Below are 22,960 nucleotides of genomic sequence, written 5' to 3'. Positions count from 1 at the left end.
ATTGGAATTTTCTCTTTCAAAAAAATGATCATTCCCTACTACTACAAGCTATTTCATCTACAAGTACCCTCATGTGATACTAATCTATGAAAACGTTTCAAACCATTATATGTAAATATATTAAGTTAGTCAAACTTGCATGTCAACCGGTTTCATTCTTGAAGTTATAGTCTGTCTGAATGTTTCATTTTCTTTAAATAACTATTAATGTATATACTGCTTTTTTATTTTAATCAGCACTGCGTTTACAGCACATTTTTGATTAAATAATAAAACGAAAGAAAACAGCAGCAGTTACCGCCATCTTCTTTCGTTTTTAAAAATTATTTATCCGTACTTAATTGCCCTTGTGGTAAAATACTGTTTTTCACAACAGCTGTTTTTGATCCTTTAATATTTAACAAGAAGCTAGGAGCAAAAGTAGAATGTTCCTCTGAATAAAAGCCTCTGTTTGTCATGTAACTTGTGATTACGACATTGTCTCCTTTCACTTGTGGAACTGCAAAATGTGAATACGTAAACGTTTTGTCATTAGGATCGAGGTCCATATGTAAAACAAGTCCTGTATCATTTAGCGGCTTGTATTTTCCTGTCAGCGTATTTGATACGTACCCTAGCATATATACGTCATCTTGGCCGATACCATCAATCGTCATTTTAGATCCGCGAGAATCTGTGAATAAGTACCATTTCCCATCTTTTTTAAATACATTTGCGCGTTCAATTTCATCTGTCACCGTGTTTGAAGTAATCAGTGGATCCATTACTTTTTTCAAGGTATAATCGTTATTTAGTTCAACAATGCCTAATGCACCGTTTGCTAAAGAGGCTTTCTTTTTATTAGAGCTCTGAAGTAATTTCTCTTTTTCTGATTGGAAAAATGGATTATTTCCACCGTAGTAAGCTCGATTGTAAAGGGAATCTTCACCTTGATAACCATCTTCAGTTCCTGTGTTTGCTTCAAATACAAGGTATTTATGCCCTTTATCCTCTACATAGTGAGGATCTCTCAACGTATGATTATCTTCTGAACCATATGCGCCTTCGTCAATAAACTGCTGAATATTTTGATACTTTTTACCATCACCATCAAAAATGGATTTATGATCTTCAACACCATCAATTTTTAACGTATCTCCACTTGGCTGGGATACATTTACTTGAGCCGTTGTTATGGTTTGTTTTCCATAGTTTGTACCTGAAAAGTTAGTATAGAATAAGCGTATTTTTCCGTCTGATGTTAAAGTAGCAGATCCTGACCATTCTTGTGTTTGCTTTTTCAAATGAGGATCATTCGGTACAAATTTGTCACTGTCTTTGAACACTCTTCCTGCATTTTTCCAACTGTCAATCGAATCTTCACCGATTTTTTGATAAAACACATAAATAGATGTATCATCAGCATCTTTCGGATCGCCTGCTAGTGCAAATACAACTTGGTAACCATGATAGTTGGCTACTGTTCCGTCAGCATTTTGCAGAGGCCAGCTGTCCCATACGTCTAAATCAATTAAATTGCCCGATTTATCATACCCTTTTGCAGAGGCAATATTTTTGATTGTTGATTTATCAAAAGCTGGAACTTTAAACTGTTCGCTTTTTTGCTGCTGAGGAATTTTCAGCATGTTATCACGTGTAATATGGGAAACTCCATAATTATTGTTGGTATCTTTATGATTGCTTTCAGCAGCCCATGTTTGAGATCCAGCACCTATTAACAGAGCTGTAGCAAAAGATAAAGCTGTAGTTTGCTTTGCGATTTTCTTAATATTCATCTGTTTTTCTCCCTTTTGTATAATACCTTTTCTTGTGTCACTCACAAGCAATTCATTTTCTATGTATCGAGAAGTCATATCAATCTGGCGAAATAACAGAACCGGTTCCATTACCTTTCCAAGATTACTTGCATAATATTGAAAAGTCAAATAGGTAAAATGGAGTAATTATCTCATTTTTCTTCTCTTATATCTTTCATTTGGTTATAAAGTCTTAAACCTTCAACTTTTTAATTAAATGAGCAAATTCACCATCATATTTAACCTGCTATTTTTTATAAGCTCTTCTACAATTGTTAAAGTAAGCCATTTTCAAAAAAATATTGTTAATGTATTTTTTGTGAATTAGTGGAATAATTTATTATATAATAGTTCCTATTGGAAATAATGAGAGACAAAAGAATTAGATAATTGCTTTTCAATTTGATTCTTTTATCCTGTTAAATTTTATGTAGCTTTTCACGAGAAATCGCTATCATTTTAATGAATCAATAATACATTTTTCAGAAAATCAAAAAGAGCTCTTTATAAAGAGCTCTTTTTGATATCATTTGTGCTGTTTTTAAATAGCAGTTCTTATTTAAGAATCAAGTTCCGCAGTACGTTTGATAAGGCTGCTTAGACGGAGCAGACGGTGTACAATACTCTGGCTGACCCGGAGATTCATATGGGCTAGAAATCACTTCAAGAAGGGTTTCCATGACGCTGTAGTCTTTTTTTTGTGCTGCGTCTAACGCTTCTTCCACTCGGTGATTTCGAGGAATGACAGCCGGATTATTATTTTTCATAAGCTCTTGTGACTCCGCTTTAGATTGTTTTTGTCTACCTAATCTTTTCTGCCATAGCTCATGCCACTGTGCAAATTTTTTGCTTTCAAACAGATCACTGTTTTCTAACTTTTCAGCGGTTAATGCACGAAACGTATTTGTGTAGTCAGCTTTATAGGTTTTCATTATTGTAAGAAGGTCTTGAAATAATGCTTCATCTTCTTTTTCTTCGTTAAAAAGACCAAGTTTAGCCTGCATACCTGCCAGCCAGTTTTCCCGATAGAATTTTGGGAATTCCGTCACAGCGCTTTGCGCTATTTCAACTGCTTTTTCTATATCTTGATCCAATAGCGGTAATAAAGCCTCGGCAAATCTCGCAAGATTCCACCCTGTAATGCCTGGTTGATTTTGATAAGCGTAGCGCCCTTGTACATCAATTGAACTAAATACAGTTTCTGGATCATAGGTATCCATAAATGCACATGGCCCATAATCAATTGTTTCTCCACTAATTGTCATATTATCCGTATTCATGACGCCATGAATAAAACCAATAAGCTGCCATTTAGCAACTAGGGTAGCGTGACGCTTAATCACTTCTTGAAGCAATGATAAATATTTTTTTTCATTCTTTTCTATGTGGGGAAAGTGACGTTCTAATGCATAGTCAGCTAAAGCTTGAAGGTTTTCGACCGTTCCCCATTTTGCAGCGAACTGAAATGTGCCAAAACGAAGGTGACTGGAAGCTACACGCGTCAAAATCGCCCCCGGCAGTTCTTTTTCACGAACAATGGATTCACCTGTTGTTACGACTGCTAGGCTCCGAGTAGTCGGAATACCAAGAGCATGCATGGCTTCACTAATAATATACTCACGCAGCATAGGTCCTAGAGCTGCCCGGCCGTCTCCTCCGCGGGAATATGGTGTTCGGCCTGAGCCTTTAAGCTGAATGTCTACTTTCTCACCCGAAGGCGTAACTTGCTCCCCTATCAGCAAAGCCCGGCCGTCTCCTAGCATGTTAAAGTGGCCAAATTGATGCCCCCCATAAGCTTGTGCAAGCGGGAAAGCACCTTTTGGAAAACTGTTTCCAGCCAAAATACTAACTCCTTCTGGGCTTTGCAGCTGTTCTTTTTGTAACCCTAGAGATGCGGCTAAAGAGTCGTTAAATTTAACTATTTTAGGTGAACTCACTGGATTAGGATCAAGAGGGGTAAAAAAGATGTTTGGTAACTCCGCATAGCTATTACGTAAATTCCATCCTGTTTCTTTTTGATTAGTCATCGTATCTCCTTTTCTTTTTGTGTCTTAAAACATAATTCTTTCTTTACTGATTGTTGTTTTATAAGCGCAGTAGCCTTGCTCTATCCTGCTTTCTTCTGGGCATCTTAGAGCAGGACAGTTGCTGTTTCATTCATTATCTCTTTTACTATTATATCGTATTTGCCCGTACTTTTAATCTAAAGTGCCTTATCCATTTATATACCTCCACTTTGTTGACGAGCTATTAAATGCTCAAAAAAGGAAGAAGTATTAATATACTTCTTCCTCTGTATTTTACCCCCAAATATCTTTTAAATTCCAATACGTTAACTCTTTTACGATTACGTTTCCTCCTTCAGTAAATAACTCAATTCCAAGCCTGCTTTCTTTTGGATAAATACGGCTCGTCATGGTCGCTTGTCCTTCGTTTGCAAATACTTCAACGGAAGAACGGTCCACAAATATTCGTAAAGCTAGTGTCTCACCTGCTTGTAGCGCTACTTTCCTCACTCCATCTTCTTTTCCCGAGTGAGTACAGTCAAGCAATAACTTTTGCTCATTAAGGTTGTAACACATAAGCGTTTCTTCGTTGTTTATTCCACGAATTTTTATTCCTACCGATGAAGCTTGGCAGTCCGCTAAATCAAATACAACTTGTATCTCTAGCAAGTCTTCATTTACTTCTACTACATAGCTGTTAGAAAGAGCTTTATTGGTTAGCATATTATACTGAGTTTTCCGAAGTGATGTAAGCTCTTGGACGGGGTTCATTAACACTTTATCCTCTCTTAAAGTTAGTTCTCTCGGGAGCGTTAGCGCACCGCACCATCCATCCTCTTTCGTTGGCATATTAGCTTCCCACATGTCCATCCAGCCAATTGCAATTCGCCGTCCTTTATCATCTAAAAGTGTTTGAACAGCATAAAAATCGTGGCCGTAATCTAATTCAGTAAATGACCCATGATGAAATGTATTGGTTCCATAATTATATTCTCCAACTAAATATCCTGTTTGGAAAAGGTTGTGATAGGAATCACCTTTTGCTTCTATCCCTTGAGGAGAAATCATTAACACATGCTTTCCGTCTAACTCAAAGAAGTCTGGACACTCCCACATGTATCCTAGATCTCCATCGCTTTTAGCAAGAACACCAACATATTCCCATTTTTGTAAATTTGAAGACCGGTATAAGATAACACGGCCCTCTTGTTTCTTTGTTGAGTTTCCTAGAATCATATACCAGAAACCTTCGTGCTTCCATACTTTAGGATCTCTAAAATGATGAGAGCTATCTGCTGGCGGCTCAGCAATAACTGGGTTGGCCTCTGCTTTTTCAAAGGTAATGCCGTCTTTACTAACAGCTATATTTTGGTTTTGAAAAAAAGTATCCAGCTCTTTGTCTATATAATTATGTCCTGTATAAATTAACGTAAGCTCTCCTTCGTTATCCACGGCACTTCCAGAAAAACATCCATCTTTATCAAATGAATCTCCAGGAGCTAAAGCAATCGGCAAGTGCTGCCAATGAACAAGATCTTTGCTTTTGACATGTCCCCAATGCATTGGCCCCCAATTTTCGTCATAAGGATGATGTTGATAAAAAACATGATATTCTCCTTTATACTGAACCAACCCATTCGGATCATTAATCCAGTTCGCTGGCGCCATAATATGATACCCTAACCGATATTGATGATTTACCTTTTTCTCTGCTTCATTTAATGAATTTTGAGCTTGCTCGATTTTATTTATCGTTAACATCATCATATCCCCCTATATAATCTGCGTGTTTTCTTGTACATCTTTTCTTATAAATCTATGTTTTTTAGAGTTTAGTAGTGTAAACATGGAAATAACGTTAAATACCAAAACCATGCCTCCCATAATTAAATAGGTACGGGAAAAACCTACGCTATCATATAATCCTCCCGCTATGGGTGAAAGGACTGAAGCACCTATTTGTGAAGCGAATTGGAATCCAACCAAATAAAGGATAGAAGATAGGCGCGTGTCAAAGTTAGCTGCCAAATATTTAAAGATGGCAATGAGCATAATAGGAAGTTCTAATGCATGAATAAGCTTCATTGAAGATATTCCGATTGGACCAACAACAAGTCCTGACCCAATAATACGAAATCCCATTAGAAATCCTGCTAAAATCAAACTATTTTTTGCACCGATCTTATTTACAATAAACGGTGCTGCGAACATCATTCCAGCTTCTAAAAATACTTGAAACGAATTTAAGTAGCCAAATACTTGGTTACCTATCGATTCAGTAGGAAACAAAGATGCATAATAGATAGGAAATTGCTGATCGTATACCCCATATACGCATGTAACACCAACAACATAAATCATAAAAAACCAAAATTCCTTCAATAAAAATAAACTACCTACATCTCTTAGCGTGACGGATTCAGCTTTTTCCATTTCATAACTGCTCATTTCTACTTTTACAGAAAAAATAATAGCCACTAGGATAACCGCTGAAACAGATGCCACCCAAAAATTAATGTGAGGATTAATATTAAATAATTGTCCTGCAAAAAACGTAGCTGCAGCCCAGCCTAATGACCCCCACATTCTAGATTTTCCGTACTCAAATTTATATTTCCGGCTGACTTTCTCTATGTATGTTTCAATCGCTCCGATGCCCGCCAAAAACGCTACTCCTAAATATAAGCCTCCAATAATAGCCCCTATCAACACATTGTATTGAAGCAAAGGTCCATAAACAAAAATATAAAATGGTCCTACAAACACTAAAAGACAGCTAATAAAAAATAAAACGTGTTTCTTTAAACCTATCCTGTCAGATATATATCCGTACAAAGGCTGCATACACAAAGCAAAGATAGCGTTCACAGAAAAGATTAAGCCTGTTGCTGATCCGTTCAACTTAATCTCTTGCCCTAACCAGATAGAAAATAAAGAGTAGCTGGACGACCACGTAAAAAAGAAGAAGAAAAAATATGCACTCAGCTTCCAATATAAACTTTTTGAACTTTTCATTTTAGTTACCCCTTTAGCTTAAGATATAAAATCTTTTATCTAACAAAATGAAAGCACTTTCAATTTGATTTTATGTCAACCGGTTTCATATGTCAACCGGTTTCACATTTTATATTTTAAAAAAAGATTGTATTAGGTGTAAAAGTGGGCTTTGTGGTATGTTTAAATTGTTTAATAAACCGTTTACAATCTTTACATAGATTTTTATTGGTCAAAAGAAAACGTAACGACTGAAAGCTATTTGCTTAATTGCAATTTATTTTAAGGCTTTTACATGTCTGATATATACTATAAAAGCAATGTTTTGGAGAAATTAGGAGGAAATTAGATGAAAGCCAAGATTAGTGATGTAGCAAAAATTGCAGGTGTTTCACCGACTACCGTTTCTCGTGTATTAAATAACCGTGGTTACATAAGCAAAGAAACGCGAGAAAATGTTTATAAAGCAATGAAAGAAATTAATTATTTCCCAAATGATATTGCACGTTCATTATTTAATAAACGAACAAATTTAATCGGTATGATTGTCCCGCAAACGAGCAACCCTTTTTTCGGAGAGTTAGCCTTTCACATTGAAAGTATATGTGCTTCTCTTAACTACAAAGTACTTCTTTGCAACAGTCTTAATCGAATTGATAAAGAAAAAAAATATGTAGAGATGCTCATCAGAAATCAGGTAGATGGTGTGATTGCCGTTACTTATAATAGAGGTATTTTTGACTCAGAAAGTCAAAGTCTCCCTGTAGTTGCAGTGGATCATTATTTATCAACAGATATTCCTACCGTATCTTCTGATAACTATTCTGGAGGAAAACAAGCCACGGAATTGCTCATTTCAAAAGATTGTAAGCATATTATTCATATTAATGGCCCCCTTAAACTCGAAACTCCAGCTAACTTAAGAAGGAAAGCTTATGAAAACGTGATGAAAAAGTACGGAAAACAGCCTATCACGTATGAAATTTCAAATACCTTCGACCGCAACATCCAGAGAGAAACTATTTCTAAGGTTTTTGAAGAAAATCCGGAAGTAGATGGTATTTTTGCAAGTGATGACTTACTTGCAGCTTTAGTAGTTGCAGAAGCACAAAAAAGAGGAAAAAACATCCCAAGAGATTTAAAAATTGTGGGCTATGACGGAACGGAGGCCAGTCAGACTTTGTTACCTGGTCTAACTACAGTTCAACAGCCCATTGAATCGATTGCTCAAACAGCCATTGATATTTTACTAAAAGAAATTGAAGGAGAATTCAGCAATATACCTCGTGAAATCTGCCTTCCCGTTAAGCTTCTAGAAGGACAAACAACGTAAAAATACGTTTTTTATAAAATAAATATCAGTTTATTGCATATTCTTCTTCCTTTATTCACACCTTAACGTTACAGAAAGGAGTTGAATACAATGGCAAACAACAAAAGCAGCAATAATAATGAATTATTAGTATACGGGGCTGAACAAGCAATCGATCAAATGAAATATGAAATCGCTAGCGAGTTCGGAGTAAATTTAGGAGCTGACACTACTGCACGTGCAAACGGATCAGTAGGCGGCGAAATCACAAAACGTCTTGTACAATTAGCTGAGCAACAACTTGGCGGCGGACGTTTCTAAGACAATTTCATACACACCATGACTTAAGGAAGAATGGATATCCATTCTTCCTTTTCATATATTTACTTTCCATTTTTATATAAAAATTATTATTCTTCCTCCTCTTTACTGACTGATTTTGTTTTTTCTTTCTTTAGTACAGCGCTGATTCCTAAACAACAGACGGCTGCTATCCATCCGGAGATGAGAAAATAAACGGAAGTATTTGCAAAGAGTGTGCCTATTAAAATAAACAGACCTCCGAGAATAATAAAAAGGACGTGGCCTTCACCATTTTTTTTCACCTTCATCACCTCTCCCCTACGTATACAAACTACTGTTCAGATACAAAAGAAACTTCTTGATAAACAAGAAGTTTTCTTACGTCCGTTTCTTTTTCAATAAAAAATAAAGGTGTTTTCTTTTTATTTATTCAACAAAACCACTCAATATTCTTCTCAATTACATGCTATTCAATAATTTCTCCTGTTTTATACTCTTTCATAAATACATCAATAACATCTCCTGCTTCCTCGTTCTCCTCCTGCATTTGAACGAGTATTTCGTTTTGTGCATTTACCGAAAGAATTCTGACATCCGACATTCGGTTTATATCCAGCTGCAGTTCCAAATCCTTGGCAACTTCATCAGCTTTTAGTGAATCTTTGATAATATATCTGTGGCTTCTCATAACATTCGCTCCTTTACGTTATATGAACGAATATAGTTTATCCAAACTATCAGCGTACAATGACATTTTTCTTGTATCTTTCATTTAAACAAAACAAAAAAACGGCTTTTCTCAGCCGTTTTTTTGTTTTGCCTTTCACTTATGAAAAAGCATATTTATTTCTTTATTTGACCGTTCTCTGTATCAGGTATCATACGCTTATTTATTCCGAATGCGTAAAAACTAATGACAACAAGAGCGAGGAAAATAACTCCTACAATAAGTGAAATACGCGTTTCATCATTAAACCACATGCCTACAAGCACCATTAGTAGAAAGGCAATAGTTACATAATTCGTTACAGGTGCAAAAGGCATTTTGAAAGGATGACTATCCATTTCAGCACCTTTAGCTTTACGGAAACGAATTTGGCTGATAAGAATGATGAACCAAGGAATCATTCCCGGAAGCACGCTCGCACTGTATACATAAACAAATACATTCGGTGGAGCGATGTAGTTTAAAACAACACCAATTACCAATCCAATCATAACAGCGAGTGTGCTATAAATTGGAACGCCGTTACGAGAAATTTTTGTGAAGAATTTAGGTGCTTGACCGTTTACGCCAAGCGTATAAAGCATGCGTCCTGCACTAAAAATTCCACTGTTACAGCCTGACATAGCTGCTGTAATAACAACAAAGTTAATGATACCTGCAGCTGCCGTAACACCAACTTTAGCAAATGTAGATACAAATGGACTCCCTAAAGAATCTAATTCATTCCACGGATATACCGTCACGATAACGAAAATAGCTCCAATATAAAAAATTAAAATGCGCCAGATGATGCTTTGAATTGCGTTTCTTAACGTTTTTTTAGGGTCCTTTGCTTCACCAGCTGTAATACCAATTAGCTCGACTCCTTGATAAGCTGCAACAACAAGAGATAGTGCAAAGAAAAAACCTGACCATCCGCCTGCAAAGAAGCCGCCGTGTGCCCAAAGGTTTGATAATCCAATAGCGTCTCCGCCGTTTCCAAATCCGAAGAAAATCAACCCGAGCCCTGCAATAATCATCAAAATAATCGTTACAATCTTAATCATCGCAAACCAAAATTCAAACTCTCCAAATGATTTCACTGAAACTAAGTTGGCTGTGCCTAAAATCAACATGGCAATAATACCTGGTACCCAAGCAGGTAGATGTGGGAACCAGTAATGCATATATGCTCCTACCGCTATAATTTCAGACATCCCTACGATTACAAATTGAAACCAGTTGCTCCACGCAGCCATATAACCTGCTAATGGATGAATATATTTGTGGCCAAATGTAGCGAATGAACCTGTGCTTGGTTCCATGTACAGCATTTCGCCCATGGCACGCATAATAAAGAAAATAAACATTCCGCAGATTGCGTAAGCAAGCAATACCGATGGACCTGTCCATTGGATGGTGCTTGCTGATCCCATAAATAATCCAACGCCAATTGTTCCGCCTAGCGCGATCATTTGAATGTGACGGGATTCTAAGCCTCTTTTTAGCTGTTTGTCTGCCATTCCATTTCCTCCTCCTAAACTTGTTATAGCTCTGTTAGGAAAGATACTTTTTGTGTCTGATGGAACAGCTATCGTTTTTAAAACCTTCCATTTTTATCTAGTACCTTTACAACTAAACTATTTTTTCTATTTTTAGCTATTCGACTGTATAATTACTTATTTTATAATAATAAATTTCCCTCAGAAATACAATTGTTTTTTTCAGAAAAACACTTAACAAAACCTTTTACCTTTATTAAATCAATCATCTTAGTGAAATATTTTTTTATTTCAGTATAATTTAAATTTTATGAATATTTAAAATAAATATAGGCTCAGGGTGCTAGAACACTCTATTTTTTAAGGCGAACGAAATGAAACCACTACTTAATCGAAAAAAATCCTTTCTTCTCCTTTTACGTTTCTTCTTTCTCTTCTTAGGGAAAGTATCCATAGAAAATAGAGATGAGGAGGGATTTTTCATGTGGCAAGCTGCGATGTGGGGCGGAATTTCAGGATCAGCTGTCCTTCTTGGTGCTTTGGCAGCAGTTTTTTTGCCTATCGGCAAAAAGATAATTGGTTATATTATGGCTTTTGGGACAGGTGTATTAATCGGAGCATCTACCTATGAGCTGCTTGGAGACTCGGTTCATAACGGCGGGTTAAAAGCTACTTCTCTTGGTTTTCTTGCCGGGGCTGTCGTTTTTACTTTTTTAGACTATCTAATTTCACGTCAAGGAGCGAATAAAAGAAAGCGGTCTACCAAACAAATGGCTGCGAGTAGTTCTGGAATTGCTATATTTATAGGAACCGTAATGGATGCAATCCCAGAGTCCATTATGATTGGGGCTAGCTTAATTGAAAATGCAACCGTTAGCTGGCTTCTTGTTATCGCTATTTTTATAAGTAATATTCCTGAAGGACTGTCCAGTACGACCGGTCTAGTGAAAAGCGGATTCTCTAAAAAGAAAATTTTTTTACTATGGGCAGCTGTTTTGTTCATTTCAGCTTTTAGTTCATGGACAGGATTTGTTTTTTTAGACCATGCATCTGAGACACTTATGGCTGCTATTGCTGCTTTTGCCGGCGGTGGTATTATTGCTATGGTAGGTTCTACAATGATGCCAGAGGCCTATGAAGAGGGAGGGTCTATTACAGGATTGATTGCTGCACTTGGATTACTTGCTTCACTCATACTGGATCATTTTTCTTAATCGTCTTCATACTACTTCTATCGTTTCCAAGTAGAAAACAGACAGCCTTCTACTTGGAGACATTTATCCTCATCACATTATTATGAATGTGTCTTATTTAATAAGTAAAGTCGTAGTTTTCTTTTATTTCCTGAGTAAAAGTTTTCCAATCCGTAGCTTCAAATTCTGCATTGCGTGCTTTTAACTCTTTTTCCATTCCTTGAATCTCTTGAACAGCTTCTATAGTTCTTTCACTTCCTGGCCCTACTCTCCAAATTAATTCTTTGTATTCTTGTATTTTCCGTCGCAGCGAAGCGGTATCCATTTCTACATATTTTGACATGTTTCTAAGCTCCTTTTTCTTATTTCTCTTAACCATATCATATTTCATATAAAATTTTTTAAGATTAATTTCAACTTAATAAATACTGCTATACAGGGCTTCGTGGTCTGATAATTTTGAGAAAAATCTAATTTTTAGAAAAAATATAAAATAACCAGTTTAATCCTTTTTTGACCGGGAAGACAGACTATGAATTCAAATTTATTAGGAGGGATGCAAGATGGCAACTAATAAAAAGAATGAAAAAATGAGTCGTGAAGAAGCAGGAAGAAAAGGTGGAAAAGCTACTTCCAAAAATCATGACAAAGAGTTTTACCAAGAAATTGGTGAAAAAGGCGGAGAAGCTACTTCCAAAAATCAAGGTAAAGAATTTTACGAGGAAATTGGAAAAAAAGGCGGCAGATCCAGCAGCCAGCGTAATAATTAACTAGTATTTGAAGTAATAAACAACTCGAAGAAGAAAAGTTCCTTATAGTACAAGTCACAGGAACTTTTTTTCTTCTAACTAATCTTCTCCATCTCTTTATGGTAATGGGCTAACGATTGATCTTTTATGAATGAGAATAGTTCTGAATTAATAAAAGGAATCAATTTCTCTCCTATCTCCCAAGCATTACATTCAATTCGATACAAAAGACCTATATCGTCTGTTTGATCAAACTTTGCACTCAAAGATAAAAGGTCTTCATCTAGCGCATGACCTAATTCGTGAGCTAAAATAATCCATTGATAAGATTCTAAACACTCATTTGAACCAAATAAGTGCTGACACTGTATGTTAATATCTTCTTCATATAAAAAAATAGAATGTGTGCTAGGAACGTACTTTCCGCCTACACACCGCGTTCCAGGAAACTCATCTTCAATAACTAGCTTTATTGTTGGATCTACTCCATGAACAAAATCATGTAAATTCATAAAATCCCCCACTTCTTTTCTCAAAAAATACATGTACAGGTTTACCATTATACATACGTTTATCTAAAATACCGTATGTATGTTTTTTTTTCAATATGTATAAGGCTATACATACAAAAAAGCAAGCATAGCTGCTTGCTTTTTTGTATTAAAGCGGTGCTTCAACTTTTATATTGCCCGCTTATCCTTACAGTTTTATATGTAGAATTTTATTAACGATATCGACTCGAATATTCGAGAATGCTGCGCAGCATTTGACGTGTACTCTGTGATTGATTTGTGCGTTCTTTATATTCAAGAGGACGACTAGGCGTTGACTTATTTTCTTCTTTATATTGAGAACTTTTGTTTTCTGACACGTTTTTTCACTTCCCTATCTCTATTTTATCAAGAGCAGCTCAAAGCTGCTCTTTTGGTTGTCATTCTTTTATTTGTTATGACGGCTTACTTTTGCTTTTTGAAGCTCATCTGTATGAATATCGTTTGATAAAATACTTTTATTCACATTATCGACAGCAGCTGCACTGCTGCTGACTCCTTGGTTTTTGCTTTTATTTTGTTTACTCATTCCATCCACCTCCATGTGTAACGTCTATATTTTATGGAGTTATAAAAAGAAAATAAGAGGTAGTATTAGGAAAATGACCTTCTTTTCTTTTTGCTTGTATCCTCATATTAAATAAAAATAAAATCTCCATATTTAACAGAATGCACCAGAAATAAATGTTCATACTAAGAGTAGAAATTCTGCATATTCATTTTGAAAATATAGGAGGAAATAAGTGTGAGTACAAATAGAAACACACTATCCATTTTTGCTTTAGGTGGCATTAATGAAATAGGAAAAAATATGTATGCCGTTCAATATGATGATGACATCATTGTAATTGACTGCGGCTCTAAATTCCCTGACGAAAGTTTATTAGGAATTGATTTGATTATACCTGATATTACATACCTGCAAGAGAATCGAGAAAAAGTTCGAGCACTGGTTGTTACGCATGGTCATGAAGATCATATTGGAGGTATTCCTTATCTTTTAAAACAGTTGAACCTTCCCATTTATGCAACAAGCCTTACCCTTGGATTAATTGACATTAAACTCCAGGAACATCAATTATCTGCAGAGACGGAGCTTATTGAAATCAACGAAGAGTCAGAAATTACATTAGGCAATATTCCACTTTCTTTTTTTAAAACGAATCACAGCATTCCAGATTGTCTTGGCATTGTCTTTCATACGCCTGAAGGAGCTGTTGTGCATACCGGGGATTTTAAGTTTGATTTAACTCCTGTTAACGACCAATATCCAGATCTTCATAAAATGGCGAAAATCGGCAGTGAAGGTGTACTGGCTTTAATATCCGAAAGTACAAATGCTGAACGCCCTGGATTTACGCCTTCAGAAAAGTTAGTTGGCAGACATGTAGAAGAAGCTTTTCGTAAAGCAAAGAGAAAAGTGATTATTTCTACTTTCGCCTCGAATGTTAACCGCGTACAGCAAATTGTAGATGCAGCGATTAAAACGAACAGAAAACTTGCGCTGCTAGGAAGAAGCATGGTTAACGTTGTATCAGTTGCGTTAGAGAAAGGGTATTTAACCATTCCTGAAGGGATGCTAATTGAACCTTATGAAGTACATTCACTTGCACCTGAACAAGTCGCTATTCTCTGCACTGGAAGCCAAGGCGAGCCGATGGCCGCTCTATCTAGATTAGCCAGCGGAAATCACCGACAAGTAGAGATTCTTCCTGAAGACACGGTCATTTTATCAGCAGGGCCTATTCCTGGCAATGAACGTAATATCTCTCGTATTGTCGACAGCCTTTTCACACTCGGGGCTCATGTGATTTACGGTTCAGGAAGCGCAACAGGTATGCACGTATCAGGACATGGCTATCAAGAAGAGCTAAAATTAATGGCTACATTGATGAAGCCAAAGTATTTTATCCCCATTCACGGTGAGTTTCGAATGCTCCATCACCACAGCTTATTAGCAGAATCCGTCGGGGTGGAAAAAGAGAACATTTTTATTATAAATAACGGTGATATTGTTGATATCAAGGGCGGAGCAGCTGTTCAAACAAGAAAAATCCCTGCAGGTAATGTATATGTAGATGGGTTTGGCATTGGAGATGTCGGCAACGCGATTTTACGTGACCGCAAACAGCTTTCAGAAGATGGTATGCTGGTTATTGTTATTACTCTGAATAAAGCGGAAGGGAAAATTGTGTCTGGCCCAGATACCATTTCACGAGGCTTTGTTTATACCAGAGATTCAGAGCAGTTATTAAAAGATGTTAACCGACAAGTGACTAAAATTGTAAATCAATTACAAAAAGCTCATGTTCACCAATGGAGCATTATGAAAAAAGAAATCAAGACAACGCTTGGCCAATTTTTATATAACCAAACCAAAAGAAGACCTATGATCCTTCCTGTCATTATTGAAGTTTGATTACTCCACTAAAAAACTGCCTTAGTCCCCACTAAGGCAGTTTTACTTTATAAATCCGAAGCTTAACCCAAAGTTAGAAGTTGCCCTTTATAGTTTATGAATAGGCACTCCCTTTATATGTATGGTTAAAAGTGTTAGGTGTATTTCTTCTTTTTTATCCCATTCTATAAGAGAGATATTTCACCGTAAATATCTTGTGAAAGTATCCTATCCTTGAGGTGATTATGATGAATGATAAAAATCAAGTAGATCAGCATTCAGAACTATTCCGCCACAACTGGACGAGACCGAAGCGTTCAAAGTCCCAAGTAAATGGACATACAGAGATGTCTCAAACGAACATCATCTTGCGAAGTAATGCAAAAGCTCATCGTTGGTAAGGATGATACACTTCAACAAAAAAAGACGCGAACGCGTCTTTTTTTGTTATTGGCCGTCTGCTCCGCTTTGAGTTATCTTGCGAATATGACCATCTTCATAATTATTTTCTCGTAGCGCTTTTGCTTTGTCATCTACTACTTGTTTTTGATCTACTTGTGAAGAAGGAGTCTGCTTGTTTTTTGGCATAATCATAACCACCTTTTATTTTTGTAATTGTACAACGTGCATAGTGTCCCTCATAAAGATTAAATATATGTTAGCTAGCGGCTTCTTCTTCTTTCCACTTATGGCGCAGTTTTAAAATAACAAGGCTTATAACAATTAGAAAGCCTAAGCTTGCAAAGAAACCTGGCCTGCTTGCAGATTCTAACAGCGTACCGCTTACTGCTAGCAGGATTAATAAGAGGCCAACAGCTTGTTTTACTTTATCCCAAACGGTTTGTTTGATTAAGCGATGAAAAGAAATTAAAATAAAGAACCAGTTATAAATCAGCATCAGTCCCGCTGCTGTTGTAATGTACTCATAAATTTTCCCAGGCAATAGCAAGGAAAGAACAATAGAAACAACTAATCCTGCTGTTGTTAAAAGTAAAGCCGGTAAAGGAAACTGCAGCTTTTTCTTTTTTTGTTTTGAAAACAATGCCGGGGCATCTCCATCTTCTGAAAGAGTGACAATCATTGTCGTTACAGAAAAAAAAGACGCTGACATCGTTGAGAAACCAGCAACAATCATTGCTCCATTAAAAACATGAGGGAAAAATGGAAGATGATATGTTTCTAAAGCCGTTATAAATGGACTTTGATTTCCATGACTTCGATGCCGCCGAAAGCATAAAAGGCATAAAGCAAAGCGCCCCATAAACCTAAAAAGCCGTGGGGAAATACTTCACTTATCGTTCGTGGCACTCCTTGTTTGGCACCTTGGTCAAGAAATCCAAATAAAGCGAGACTAGCTAATACAATAAACATTAAAATGGCAGCCACTTTTGTGACAGCAAATACATTTTCCATTCGTTCAAAGCCTTTTGTTCCGATTAATACAACAGCAATGCCTAAAACAGCATAAATAGAGGCAAAGACCCACAGTGGAATACCGTCAAACCAAAAACGTGTAAAAAGAGATAAAGCAGTGAGCTGACTCCCCATGATCAGCATCTCTGAACTCCAGTACACCCATCCGCTGCTAAATCCTGCCCATCTTCCATAAGCCTTTTTAGCATAGGAGCGAAACGAACCTTTTTGAGGATCTTGAGCACTCATTTTAGCAAGAGCATCAAATACAACAAATGTACATACTGCTGCTAGTAAAAAAGCAATTAATACAGAGGGACCCGTGGCTTTTATTGCAATACTTGATCCTAAAAAATAGCCTGTACCGATGATGCACCCTACTCCGATTAAAGACAGCTGCCACCATTTTAATTTCCCTTCAACCTGACTTCCGCAGCCTATTTTCTTTTTCATACTATCACTCCTTACGCCTCGATGTAGTGTGTGATAGTTTGAAAAAATTATGCGCAAAAAGAGGCAGCTTTCTACTATTTTTCAACAGATAGAAAACTCTTTAAATTCAGTTCTGCTTTTTCCCCTCTTAAATAATCAATTGCTGTACAGCCTGCCAGCCGAAATATATACCAAATCCTATTAGAGAAAGGCCGGATATAACAGAAACTGCAGTCAAAAATGTCGCTGCTAAGTACCTTCGAAAAGTGCTTGCTAATGCTGCCATCGCAATATCCCAGCATAAAATCCCTGTAAAAATAGCACAGCTGTATAAAATGAGCTGTTCTGTTTCGTATGTATTAGCTGTTTTGGCTAAAACAGAGCCATAAATACCAAGCCAAAAAAGAATAGTAAGCGGGTTTGTTAATGAAATTAAAAAACCTGAAAAAAAACACTTTACTACAGAATCTCCTTTTGCGTTCCGATGCTGTGTAATTTTCCCTGCGCTCATTAACCCTTCAATACCGGTATAAATTAATACGAAGCATCCAAACGAAAAAAGAAACGTTTTCATAAAATCGCTGCTTAAAAAATGAACGGATCCAAAATACACTACAAGCATATAAAGAGCGTCAACCGAGGTTGCTCCTATCCCTAAGAACCAAGCATGTAAAAAACCATTTTTGATTCCTTTATCAAGCTGCGCTGCATTTATTGGACCAATTGGTGCCGCCAACGAGAGTCCTAATAATACATAGCTAAAGAAAGCTCCCACATACATCCCTTCTTCCATTACTTTTGAGATTTTATAAATTGAACTATGATAAATGTATGCAGCCTGCTTAGCTTGTACTACGTAATTTTTATTTTATTTCTAAATCATTTGTATAGCTGCGAAAAACCAGCGCATGTTAACTGTAAATACTATACAGAAGGATGAGAGGCATGAATTCATACACTCATATTAAAGAAGCATTACAATTAGCTGAACAGGCTGTTTATCAAGGGCAGATGAATTTGAATGGAGCTAATTTTCAAAATGCTCAAATGCATTTGACTATCGTTCAGCAGCAAATTAACGAACAAAAAAAACAGGCGTCTAGTGATAAAGAATTAAAACGAATGGAAGAACACCTAAGACATTTACGCGAAGCGCAGCAGGCTATTCAGCAAAATTTTTAATAAAGGAAGTTATAACTTTTTTTACTTTTATACGAAAAACTAAAAAAGCTCTACGAACTCACTGAGTTCGTAGAGCTTTTGATCTTCACCTGCAGCTTTTAAGAGCTGCGTAAAGAGTAATATTTTTTCTTTAGCCTTATACATACTTGCCGTAATCAGGACGAGCAATTTCATCGAAATTCTTCGTAAGCTTCAATAAATTAGTTGAAAGCCATTCTCCGGAAACTGGTTTTCCATGTCCGGTCACCGCCACAGACGGATGCAGTGACTGAAGCACTTCAACTGATCTTTTGGCAGATGCCCAGTCCGTAGTTAAATAACGAGGAGGACCGCTAATTTCCAATTCTTGCTCTAGTACATCCAGTAAATATTCTTGCTTAGTGGTAACAAAAGCATCTCCTGCGATAAGCGCCAGATCCTGCTTTCTAAAAAGAGAAATATGTCCTGGAGAATGACCAGGGGTGTGAATCCATTCCCATTCCGGCATATGAGGTACAGAGCCGTCGGCTGGTAAAGCTTGCACGTGAGAGCCTAAATCAATGGCTTCCGTTGGAAATAACGGAGAAAGCTTTGCCACGAGCCCGCCTTCCACTGTGCCATCTGGTGTAGGATAATTTTTTTTACCCGTCACATATGGAAGTTCAAGTGGATGTACATATACCGGTATGTTCCACTTCTCCACTAGTTCAATAATAGATCCAATATGATCAAAATGTGCATGTGTAAGAATAATTGCTTTTGGTTTTTTTTCTTTTCCAAACCTTTCTTCTGCCTCTTTGATAATCATAGAAGCCGAATTAGGCATTCCCGCATCCACAAGTACAAAACTATTTTCTTTGTCTGGATTTCCTATAAAACATACGTTAACAATCTGTGTAGTGTAGCTGTAGATATCCGGTGCCACTTCGACTCCTTTTCCACTGGCTATAGAGCTCATGGGAATGAAACTTTCCGTTGATGAACTTCCGTGCATCTCTCTATTCAATTTATAATTCCCTCCTTTAACGTGTCACTTCATATATGTGATACACGTTTATGCTATCCACCTTTGCTTTGGTTATTCTTTTTTTAACTGGCTCTCTTTTATGTATCCATAAAAAAAGAAAGGAGAAAAACTCCTTTCTTTTTTTACATCAATTATACTTTTGCCGGAACTTTAACGCCCATGATCGCTTTTGGCTCTAGATATTCTTCAATACCAAATGCTCCCCACTCGCGTCCAATACCAGATTGCTTAAATCCACCGAATGGTGCAGCTCTGTCTTGCTCGGCATCGTTGACGATGATTTGACCAGCTCTAATATTTTTAGCAACATAGTCAAGTGTTTCTTGATCTTTTCCGACCGCATAGCCTGCAAGTCCATAAATTGTATCATTTGCGATTTCAAGAGCTTGCTCTAGATCATCATACGTAATAATAGTTGTTACAGGTCCAAAGATTTCTTCTTGTGCAATAACCATATCATTTGAAACGTCAGTAAAGACTGTCGGTTTAACAAAGTATCCTGTCTCTAAGCCGTCTGGTTTGCCCGTTCCGCCAGTAAGAAGTGTTGCACCTTCGTCCATTCCTTTTTTAATATAATCCTGTACGCGATCCCACTGTTTTTCCGCTACGAGCGGTCCAGTTACGTTGTCTTTATTTAATGGATCACCAACTGGGAATGATGGGAGAACCTTCTTCACTGCTTCTTCAAATTTTTCTTTCATAGAGGCAGGAATGATAATGCGCGTTGCTGCCGTACATACTTGCCCCGTATTCATTGCAATGTGTGAAACTGCTATTTTAGCCGCTTCTTCTACATCCGCATCCTCTAATACAACTAGCGGTGATTTTCCGCCTAGTTCAAGCGCAACTTTTTTGATTGTTTTAGCCGCGTTTTGCATAATTTTCTCGCCTACAGCACCTGATCCTGTAAATGATACAAAATCAATGTCGGGGTGAGAACTAATACCGTCACCGATTGTGCTTCCCGTTCCGTTCACAAGGTTGAAAGCACCTTTTGGTACACCAGCTTCATCAATGATCTCTGCTAATATCATCGCTGCATACGGTGTAAGTTCTGATGGTTTTAATACCATTGGACTTCCTGCTGCAATAGCTCCTGCAATTTTAGTAGAAGTCTGATTTGTTGGGAAGTTCCATGGTGTAATAAGTCCGCTTACTCCAATAGACTCCTTCACGACCTTGTAGCTTCCATGATCTTTTTCAAATGTGTAATCTTCAAGTGCATTAGCTGCTTCTTTAAAGTGGCTAAGTCCCATTTCATAGTGAACTTCTTCTGAAATCTTTAAAGGAGCGCCAAGCTCTTCAGTCATAACTTCAATAAGCTCCTGTTTACGCTTTTCATATCCTTTTGCAATATTGCGAAGCATTTTAATTCGCTCTTCTTTTGTTGTTCTTGAAAATGTGGGAAGAGCTGCTTTAGCTGCTGCCACGGCTTTATCTAGATCTTCTTTTGTACCTAAGCTAATTTTACCAATTGATTTTTCAGTAGCAGGATTGATCACATCTGACGTTTCGTTTCCTGTTGATTCAATCCATTCTCCGTTAATAAAGTGTTTTAAATTTGTACGCATTGATTTGATCTCTCCTTTTAGTTTGTTAATTGTTGAACTATATCATCTAATTTTTATCTACCCGCCTGTCTGCTTCTCAAACACCGCTTCTATTATTTGTTGTTTCTTTCACTGTCTTCCCCCTTTTCGAATCCGCTTTTCGCAGCTGAAATTATTTTTCCTCTGCAGCTTTTTAGTTCTTTATAACAAACAAAGATTGAGTTATAACGAAATCAATTCCATCTATAGATGAACAGGTGGGATAAAGGAGCTAGTATGGATTATTTGTTATACCGCTGTTGATTTCCGTGCAAGCCTTCCCTTTCCGCGGGCGATCGATAAGTCTCCTCATCGCGTAGGTTTCAGCGTGGTCTCACTAAATGAAACCTACGTTTACCATAACCACAAAAAATCCGAACGAGTTTGATTCTCCATCAAGAATCTCGGTTCCTCATTCGGATCTTCTTTCCACTAAAACACTTTTGGTCCAGCCACTTTTTGTATTAACGTACTTCTTGTAAACGATGTACCGCTCTGCTTTCAATTAACGGTTCTGTTTGCTGTCTGTATTGTTGATAGTGAGGTGTTTCAATGTGAGCTTTAACATCTTCTTTGCTTTTCCATTTCTCATAAAAAACAAATGTGCCTTCTTTGTCTGTATCCTGGTGGAGAGTATATTGAATACAGCCTTTTTCTTCTCTTGATGGTTCAATAACTTTTACTAACTCTGATCGAAGCTCTTCTTCTTTTCCTGGCTTGGCTTGCAAAATGGCGTTAATAATAATTTCTGACATCGTTTTTCCTCATTTCTTTAAAAAATATTCTCCATAAAAAGCTTCCCTCTTTTTGAATTTATTACACTGACCATCATATTTTTTGTATGATGATTGATTTCTCTAGTCCAAGACAGCAAAACATCCATGCTATACACATCGGTCTTTCTTGATGTGTTCATAAAAAAAGCCTGTAGGCTACAAGCCTACAGGCTTTTTTATATCTTATTTCAATAAGTGCTGCACGACTGCTTTTGCTACACTGATTGTTGACTGAGGATTTTGCCCTGTTATTAGGTTGCCATCTGCTTGTACATTATCTGTCCAGTTTGGAGCAGTTACTACATTTGCCCCAAGTTCACGCAGACGTGTTTCCAAAAGAAACGGCATGAAGCGGTCCAATGTTGTTTCACGTTCTTCATCATCTGTAAACGCAGCGACATCCTTTCCTTCGACCAACGGCTTTTCATCTGATAATGTAACACCTACTAAGCCTGCGGGTCCGTGGCATACAGCGGCTACTACTTTGTCTCCTTCGTATAGTTCACGAATTAAAGCGTGGAGTGTTTGATTATCTGGCAGATCAAACATTGTGCCGTGACCGCCTGGTAAGAAAACAGCATCGAATTTAGCACTGTCTGTAATTGTATCAAGTTTTAGGGTATTCTCTAGATGCTTAGCTGTATTTAAGATTTCTTGAGAAGTCTCCCCTTCAAGGCTGCGAGCATCCACCGGCGCTTTTCCTCCTACAGGACTTGCTACAGTAATCGTAAATCCAGCTTTTTCGAACTCTACGTACGCTTCACCAAATTCTGAAAGCCAAAGGCCTGTTGGATGATTTTCTTTCATTTTGTCAGCCGTTGTTACGACCATTAATATATGTTTAGACATAGTAACGTCCTCCTGTAAATAAAGATAGTATTTTCTGTTTCCGCCTTACACACCCTATTGTAAGAGAGGAATTACTATAATACAAATTAGAAAATATATACTTATCCATAAATATTTTTATAGATAATGTGTCTTTGTTAATAAAGCATCTGCGAAAAAACAACCATATAACATCTGAATTTATTTTTTATACACTCAAAAAA

23 protein-coding genes and 2 pseudogenes are annotated in these 22,960 nt (G+C 37.0%); 7 read left to right on the top strand and 18 right to left on the bottom strand.

Going from position 1 to position 22,960, the window contains the following annotated elements:
* Positions 1-323: 323 nt before the first annotated feature.
* The 4 genes from OK414_RS07780 to OK414_RS07765 form a co-directional block, all read right to left on the bottom strand.
* The gene (locus OK414_RS07780) at positions 324-1,775 is read right to left on the bottom strand and encodes a glycoside hydrolase family 68 protein (RefSeq protein WP_205662559.1); all 1,452 of its coding nucleotides are present in this window, start codon (positions 1,773-1,775) and stop codon (positions 324-326) included.
* A gap of 587 nt (positions 1,776-2,362) precedes the next feature.
* Entirely contained in the window at positions 2,363-3,823 is a 1,461-nt protein-coding gene (locus OK414_RS07775) for a protein adenylyltransferase SelO (protein WP_034653221.1), read from the bottom strand.
* A 273-nt stretch (positions 3,824-4,096) separates the two neighbouring features.
* Positions 4,097-5,554, bottom strand: coding sequence for a glycoside hydrolase family 32 protein (locus OK414_RS07770; RefSeq protein ID WP_205663028.1), 1,458 nt, complete (start codon positions 5,552-5,554; stop codon positions 4,097-4,099).
* 21 nt (positions 5,555-5,575) lie between these two features.
* Positions 5,576-6,817 (bottom strand): MFS transporter, encoded by a 1,242-nt coding sequence (locus tag OK414_RS07765; RefSeq protein WP_043979132.1) that lies wholly within the window; start codon positions 6,815-6,817, stop codon positions 5,576-5,578.
* Between the two features lie 328 nt (positions 6,818-7,145).
* On the opposite strand from OK414_RS07765, the gene OK414_RS07760 reads away from it, so the two are divergent.
* Positions 7,146-8,129: a LacI family DNA-binding transcriptional regulator gene (locus OK414_RS07760; protein ID WP_034653227.1), complete on the top strand. Its 984-nt coding sequence runs from the start codon at positions 7,146-7,148 to the stop codon at positions 8,127-8,129.
* Positions 8,130-8,219: 90 nt separating this feature from the next.
* Entirely contained in the window at positions 8,220-8,429 is a 210-nt protein-coding gene (locus tag OK414_RS07755) for an alpha/beta-type small acid-soluble spore protein (RefSeq protein ID WP_013058452.1), read from the top strand.
* Between the two features lie 89 nt (positions 8,430-8,518).
* Here OK414_RS07755 and OK414_RS07750 read toward each other — a convergent pair whose 3' ends face one another.
* The 3 genes from OK414_RS07750 to OK414_RS07740 form a co-directional block, all read right to left on the bottom strand.
* Entirely contained in the window at positions 8,519-8,719 is a 201-nt protein-coding gene (locus tag OK414_RS07750) for a hypothetical protein (protein ID WP_016763597.1), read from the bottom strand.
* Positions 8,720-8,877: 158 nt separating this feature from the next.
* Positions 8,878-9,099: a hypothetical protein gene (locus OK414_RS07745; protein WP_016763596.1), complete on the bottom strand. Its 222-nt coding sequence runs from the start codon at positions 9,097-9,099 to the stop codon at positions 8,878-8,880.
* Positions 9,100-9,254: 155 nt separating this feature from the next.
* On the bottom strand, positions 9,255-10,640 hold the full coding sequence (locus tag OK414_RS07740; protein WP_034653229.1) for an amino acid permease: 1,386 nt from the start codon (positions 10,638-10,640) through the stop codon (positions 9,255-9,257).
* A 461-nt stretch (positions 10,641-11,101) separates the two neighbouring features.
* On the opposite strand from OK414_RS07740, the gene OK414_RS07735 reads away from it, so the two are divergent.
* Complete coding sequence (locus OK414_RS07735; RefSeq protein WP_013082482.1) at positions 11,102-11,833, top strand: ZIP family metal transporter; 732 nt, start codon at positions 11,102-11,104, stop codon at positions 11,831-11,833.
* A 97-nt stretch (positions 11,834-11,930) separates the two neighbouring features.
* Here OK414_RS07735 and OK414_RS07730 read toward each other — a convergent pair whose 3' ends face one another.
* Entirely contained in the window at positions 11,931-12,155 is a 225-nt protein-coding gene (locus OK414_RS07730) for a hypothetical protein (protein WP_016763593.1), read from the bottom strand.
* A 220-nt stretch (positions 12,156-12,375) separates the two neighbouring features.
* Between OK414_RS07730 and OK414_RS07725 the strand changes: the two are divergent.
* Positions 12,376-12,579: pseudogene (locus OK414_RS07725) on the top strand (KGG domain-containing protein); the annotation flags it as partial.
* A 77-nt stretch (positions 12,580-12,656) separates the two neighbouring features.
* On the opposite strand, the gene OK414_RS07720 reads toward OK414_RS07725, so the two are convergent.
* From OK414_RS07720 to OK414_RS07710, 3 genes are all read right to left on the bottom strand, one after another.
* On the bottom strand, positions 12,657-13,073 hold the full coding sequence (locus tag OK414_RS07720) for a hypothetical protein (protein ID WP_034653232.1): 417 nt from the start codon (positions 13,071-13,073) through the stop codon (positions 12,657-12,659).
* Positions 13,074-13,285: 212 nt separating this feature from the next.
* A complete protein-coding gene (locus OK414_RS07715; RefSeq protein WP_155276310.1) occupies positions 13,286-13,432 on the bottom strand; it encodes a hypothetical protein in 147 nt (48 codons plus the stop codon).
* A 68-nt stretch (positions 13,433-13,500) separates the two neighbouring features.
* Entirely contained in the window at positions 13,501-13,641 is a 141-nt protein-coding gene (locus OK414_RS07710; RefSeq protein WP_013082478.1) for a hypothetical protein, read from the bottom strand.
* 216 nt (positions 13,642-13,857) lie between these two features.
* On the opposite strand from OK414_RS07710, the gene OK414_RS07705 reads away from it, so the two are divergent.
* Both OK414_RS07705 and OK414_RS07700 read left to right on the top strand, forming a co-directional pair.
* The gene (locus OK414_RS07705) at positions 13,858-15,531 is read left to right on the top strand and encodes a ribonuclease J (RefSeq protein ID WP_034653234.1); all 1,674 of its coding nucleotides are present in this window, start codon (positions 13,858-13,860) and stop codon (positions 15,529-15,531) included.
* A gap of 227 nt (positions 15,532-15,758) precedes the next feature.
* Complete coding sequence (locus tag OK414_RS07700) at positions 15,759-15,911, top strand: YpzG family protein (RefSeq protein ID WP_013056278.1); 153 nt, start codon at positions 15,759-15,761, stop codon at positions 15,909-15,911.
* A gap of 46 nt (positions 15,912-15,957) precedes the next feature.
* Here OK414_RS07700 and OK414_RS07695 read toward each other — a convergent pair whose 3' ends face one another.
* From OK414_RS07695 to OK414_RS07685, 3 genes and pseudogenes are all read right to left on the bottom strand, one after another.
* Positions 15,958-16,098, bottom strand: a complete 141-nt coding sequence (locus OK414_RS07695) for a hypothetical protein (RefSeq protein ID WP_013082476.1) — start codon at positions 16,096-16,098, stop codon at positions 15,958-15,960.
* A gap of 70 nt (positions 16,099-16,168) precedes the next feature.
* Positions 16,169-17,376 (bottom strand): annotated as a pseudogene (locus tag OK414_RS07690) (amino acid permease).
* Positions 17,377-17,503: 127 nt separating this feature from the next.
* A complete protein-coding gene (locus OK414_RS07685; RefSeq protein WP_080743096.1) occupies positions 17,504-18,130 on the bottom strand; it encodes a LysE family transporter in 627 nt (208 codons plus the stop codon).
* A gap of 170 nt (positions 18,131-18,300) precedes the next feature.
* Between OK414_RS07685 and OK414_RS07680 the strand changes: the two genes are divergently transcribed.
* Entirely contained in the window at positions 18,301-18,537 is a 237-nt protein-coding gene (locus OK414_RS07680; RefSeq protein WP_034653238.1) for a hypothetical protein, read from the top strand.
* A gap of 136 nt (positions 18,538-18,673) precedes the next feature.
* On the opposite strand, the gene OK414_RS07675 is transcribed toward OK414_RS07680, so the two are convergent.
* The 4 genes from OK414_RS07675 to OK414_RS07660 form a co-directional block, all read right to left on the bottom strand.
* Positions 18,674-19,522 (bottom strand): MBL fold metallo-hydrolase, encoded by an 849-nt coding sequence (locus OK414_RS07675; RefSeq protein ID WP_034653240.1) that lies wholly within the window; start codon positions 19,520-19,522, stop codon positions 18,674-18,676.
* Positions 19,523-19,674: 152 nt separating this feature from the next.
* Positions 19,675-21,114 (bottom strand): aldehyde dehydrogenase family protein, encoded by a 1,440-nt coding sequence (locus tag OK414_RS07670; RefSeq protein ID WP_034653242.1) that lies wholly within the window; start codon positions 21,112-21,114, stop codon positions 19,675-19,677.
* A 482-nt stretch (positions 21,115-21,596) separates the two neighbouring features.
* Entirely contained in the window at positions 21,597-21,887 is a 291-nt protein-coding gene (locus OK414_RS07665) for a putative quinol monooxygenase (RefSeq protein WP_034653244.1), read from the bottom strand.
* A 204-nt stretch (positions 21,888-22,091) separates the two neighbouring features.
* The gene (locus tag OK414_RS07660; RefSeq protein WP_034653246.1) at positions 22,092-22,757 is read right to left on the bottom strand and encodes a type 1 glutamine amidotransferase domain-containing protein; all 666 of its coding nucleotides are present in this window, start codon (positions 22,755-22,757) and stop codon (positions 22,092-22,094) included.
* Positions 22,758-22,960 lie beyond the last annotated feature (203 nt).

Origin of the sequence: Priestia sp. JV24 (assembly GCF_025910025.1) — a bacterium.
GTDB classification, from domain to species: Bacteria; Bacillota; Bacilli; order Bacillales; family Bacillaceae_H; genus Priestia; species Priestia megaterium.
This window is presented reverse-complemented; position numbering and strand designations above follow the sequence as displayed.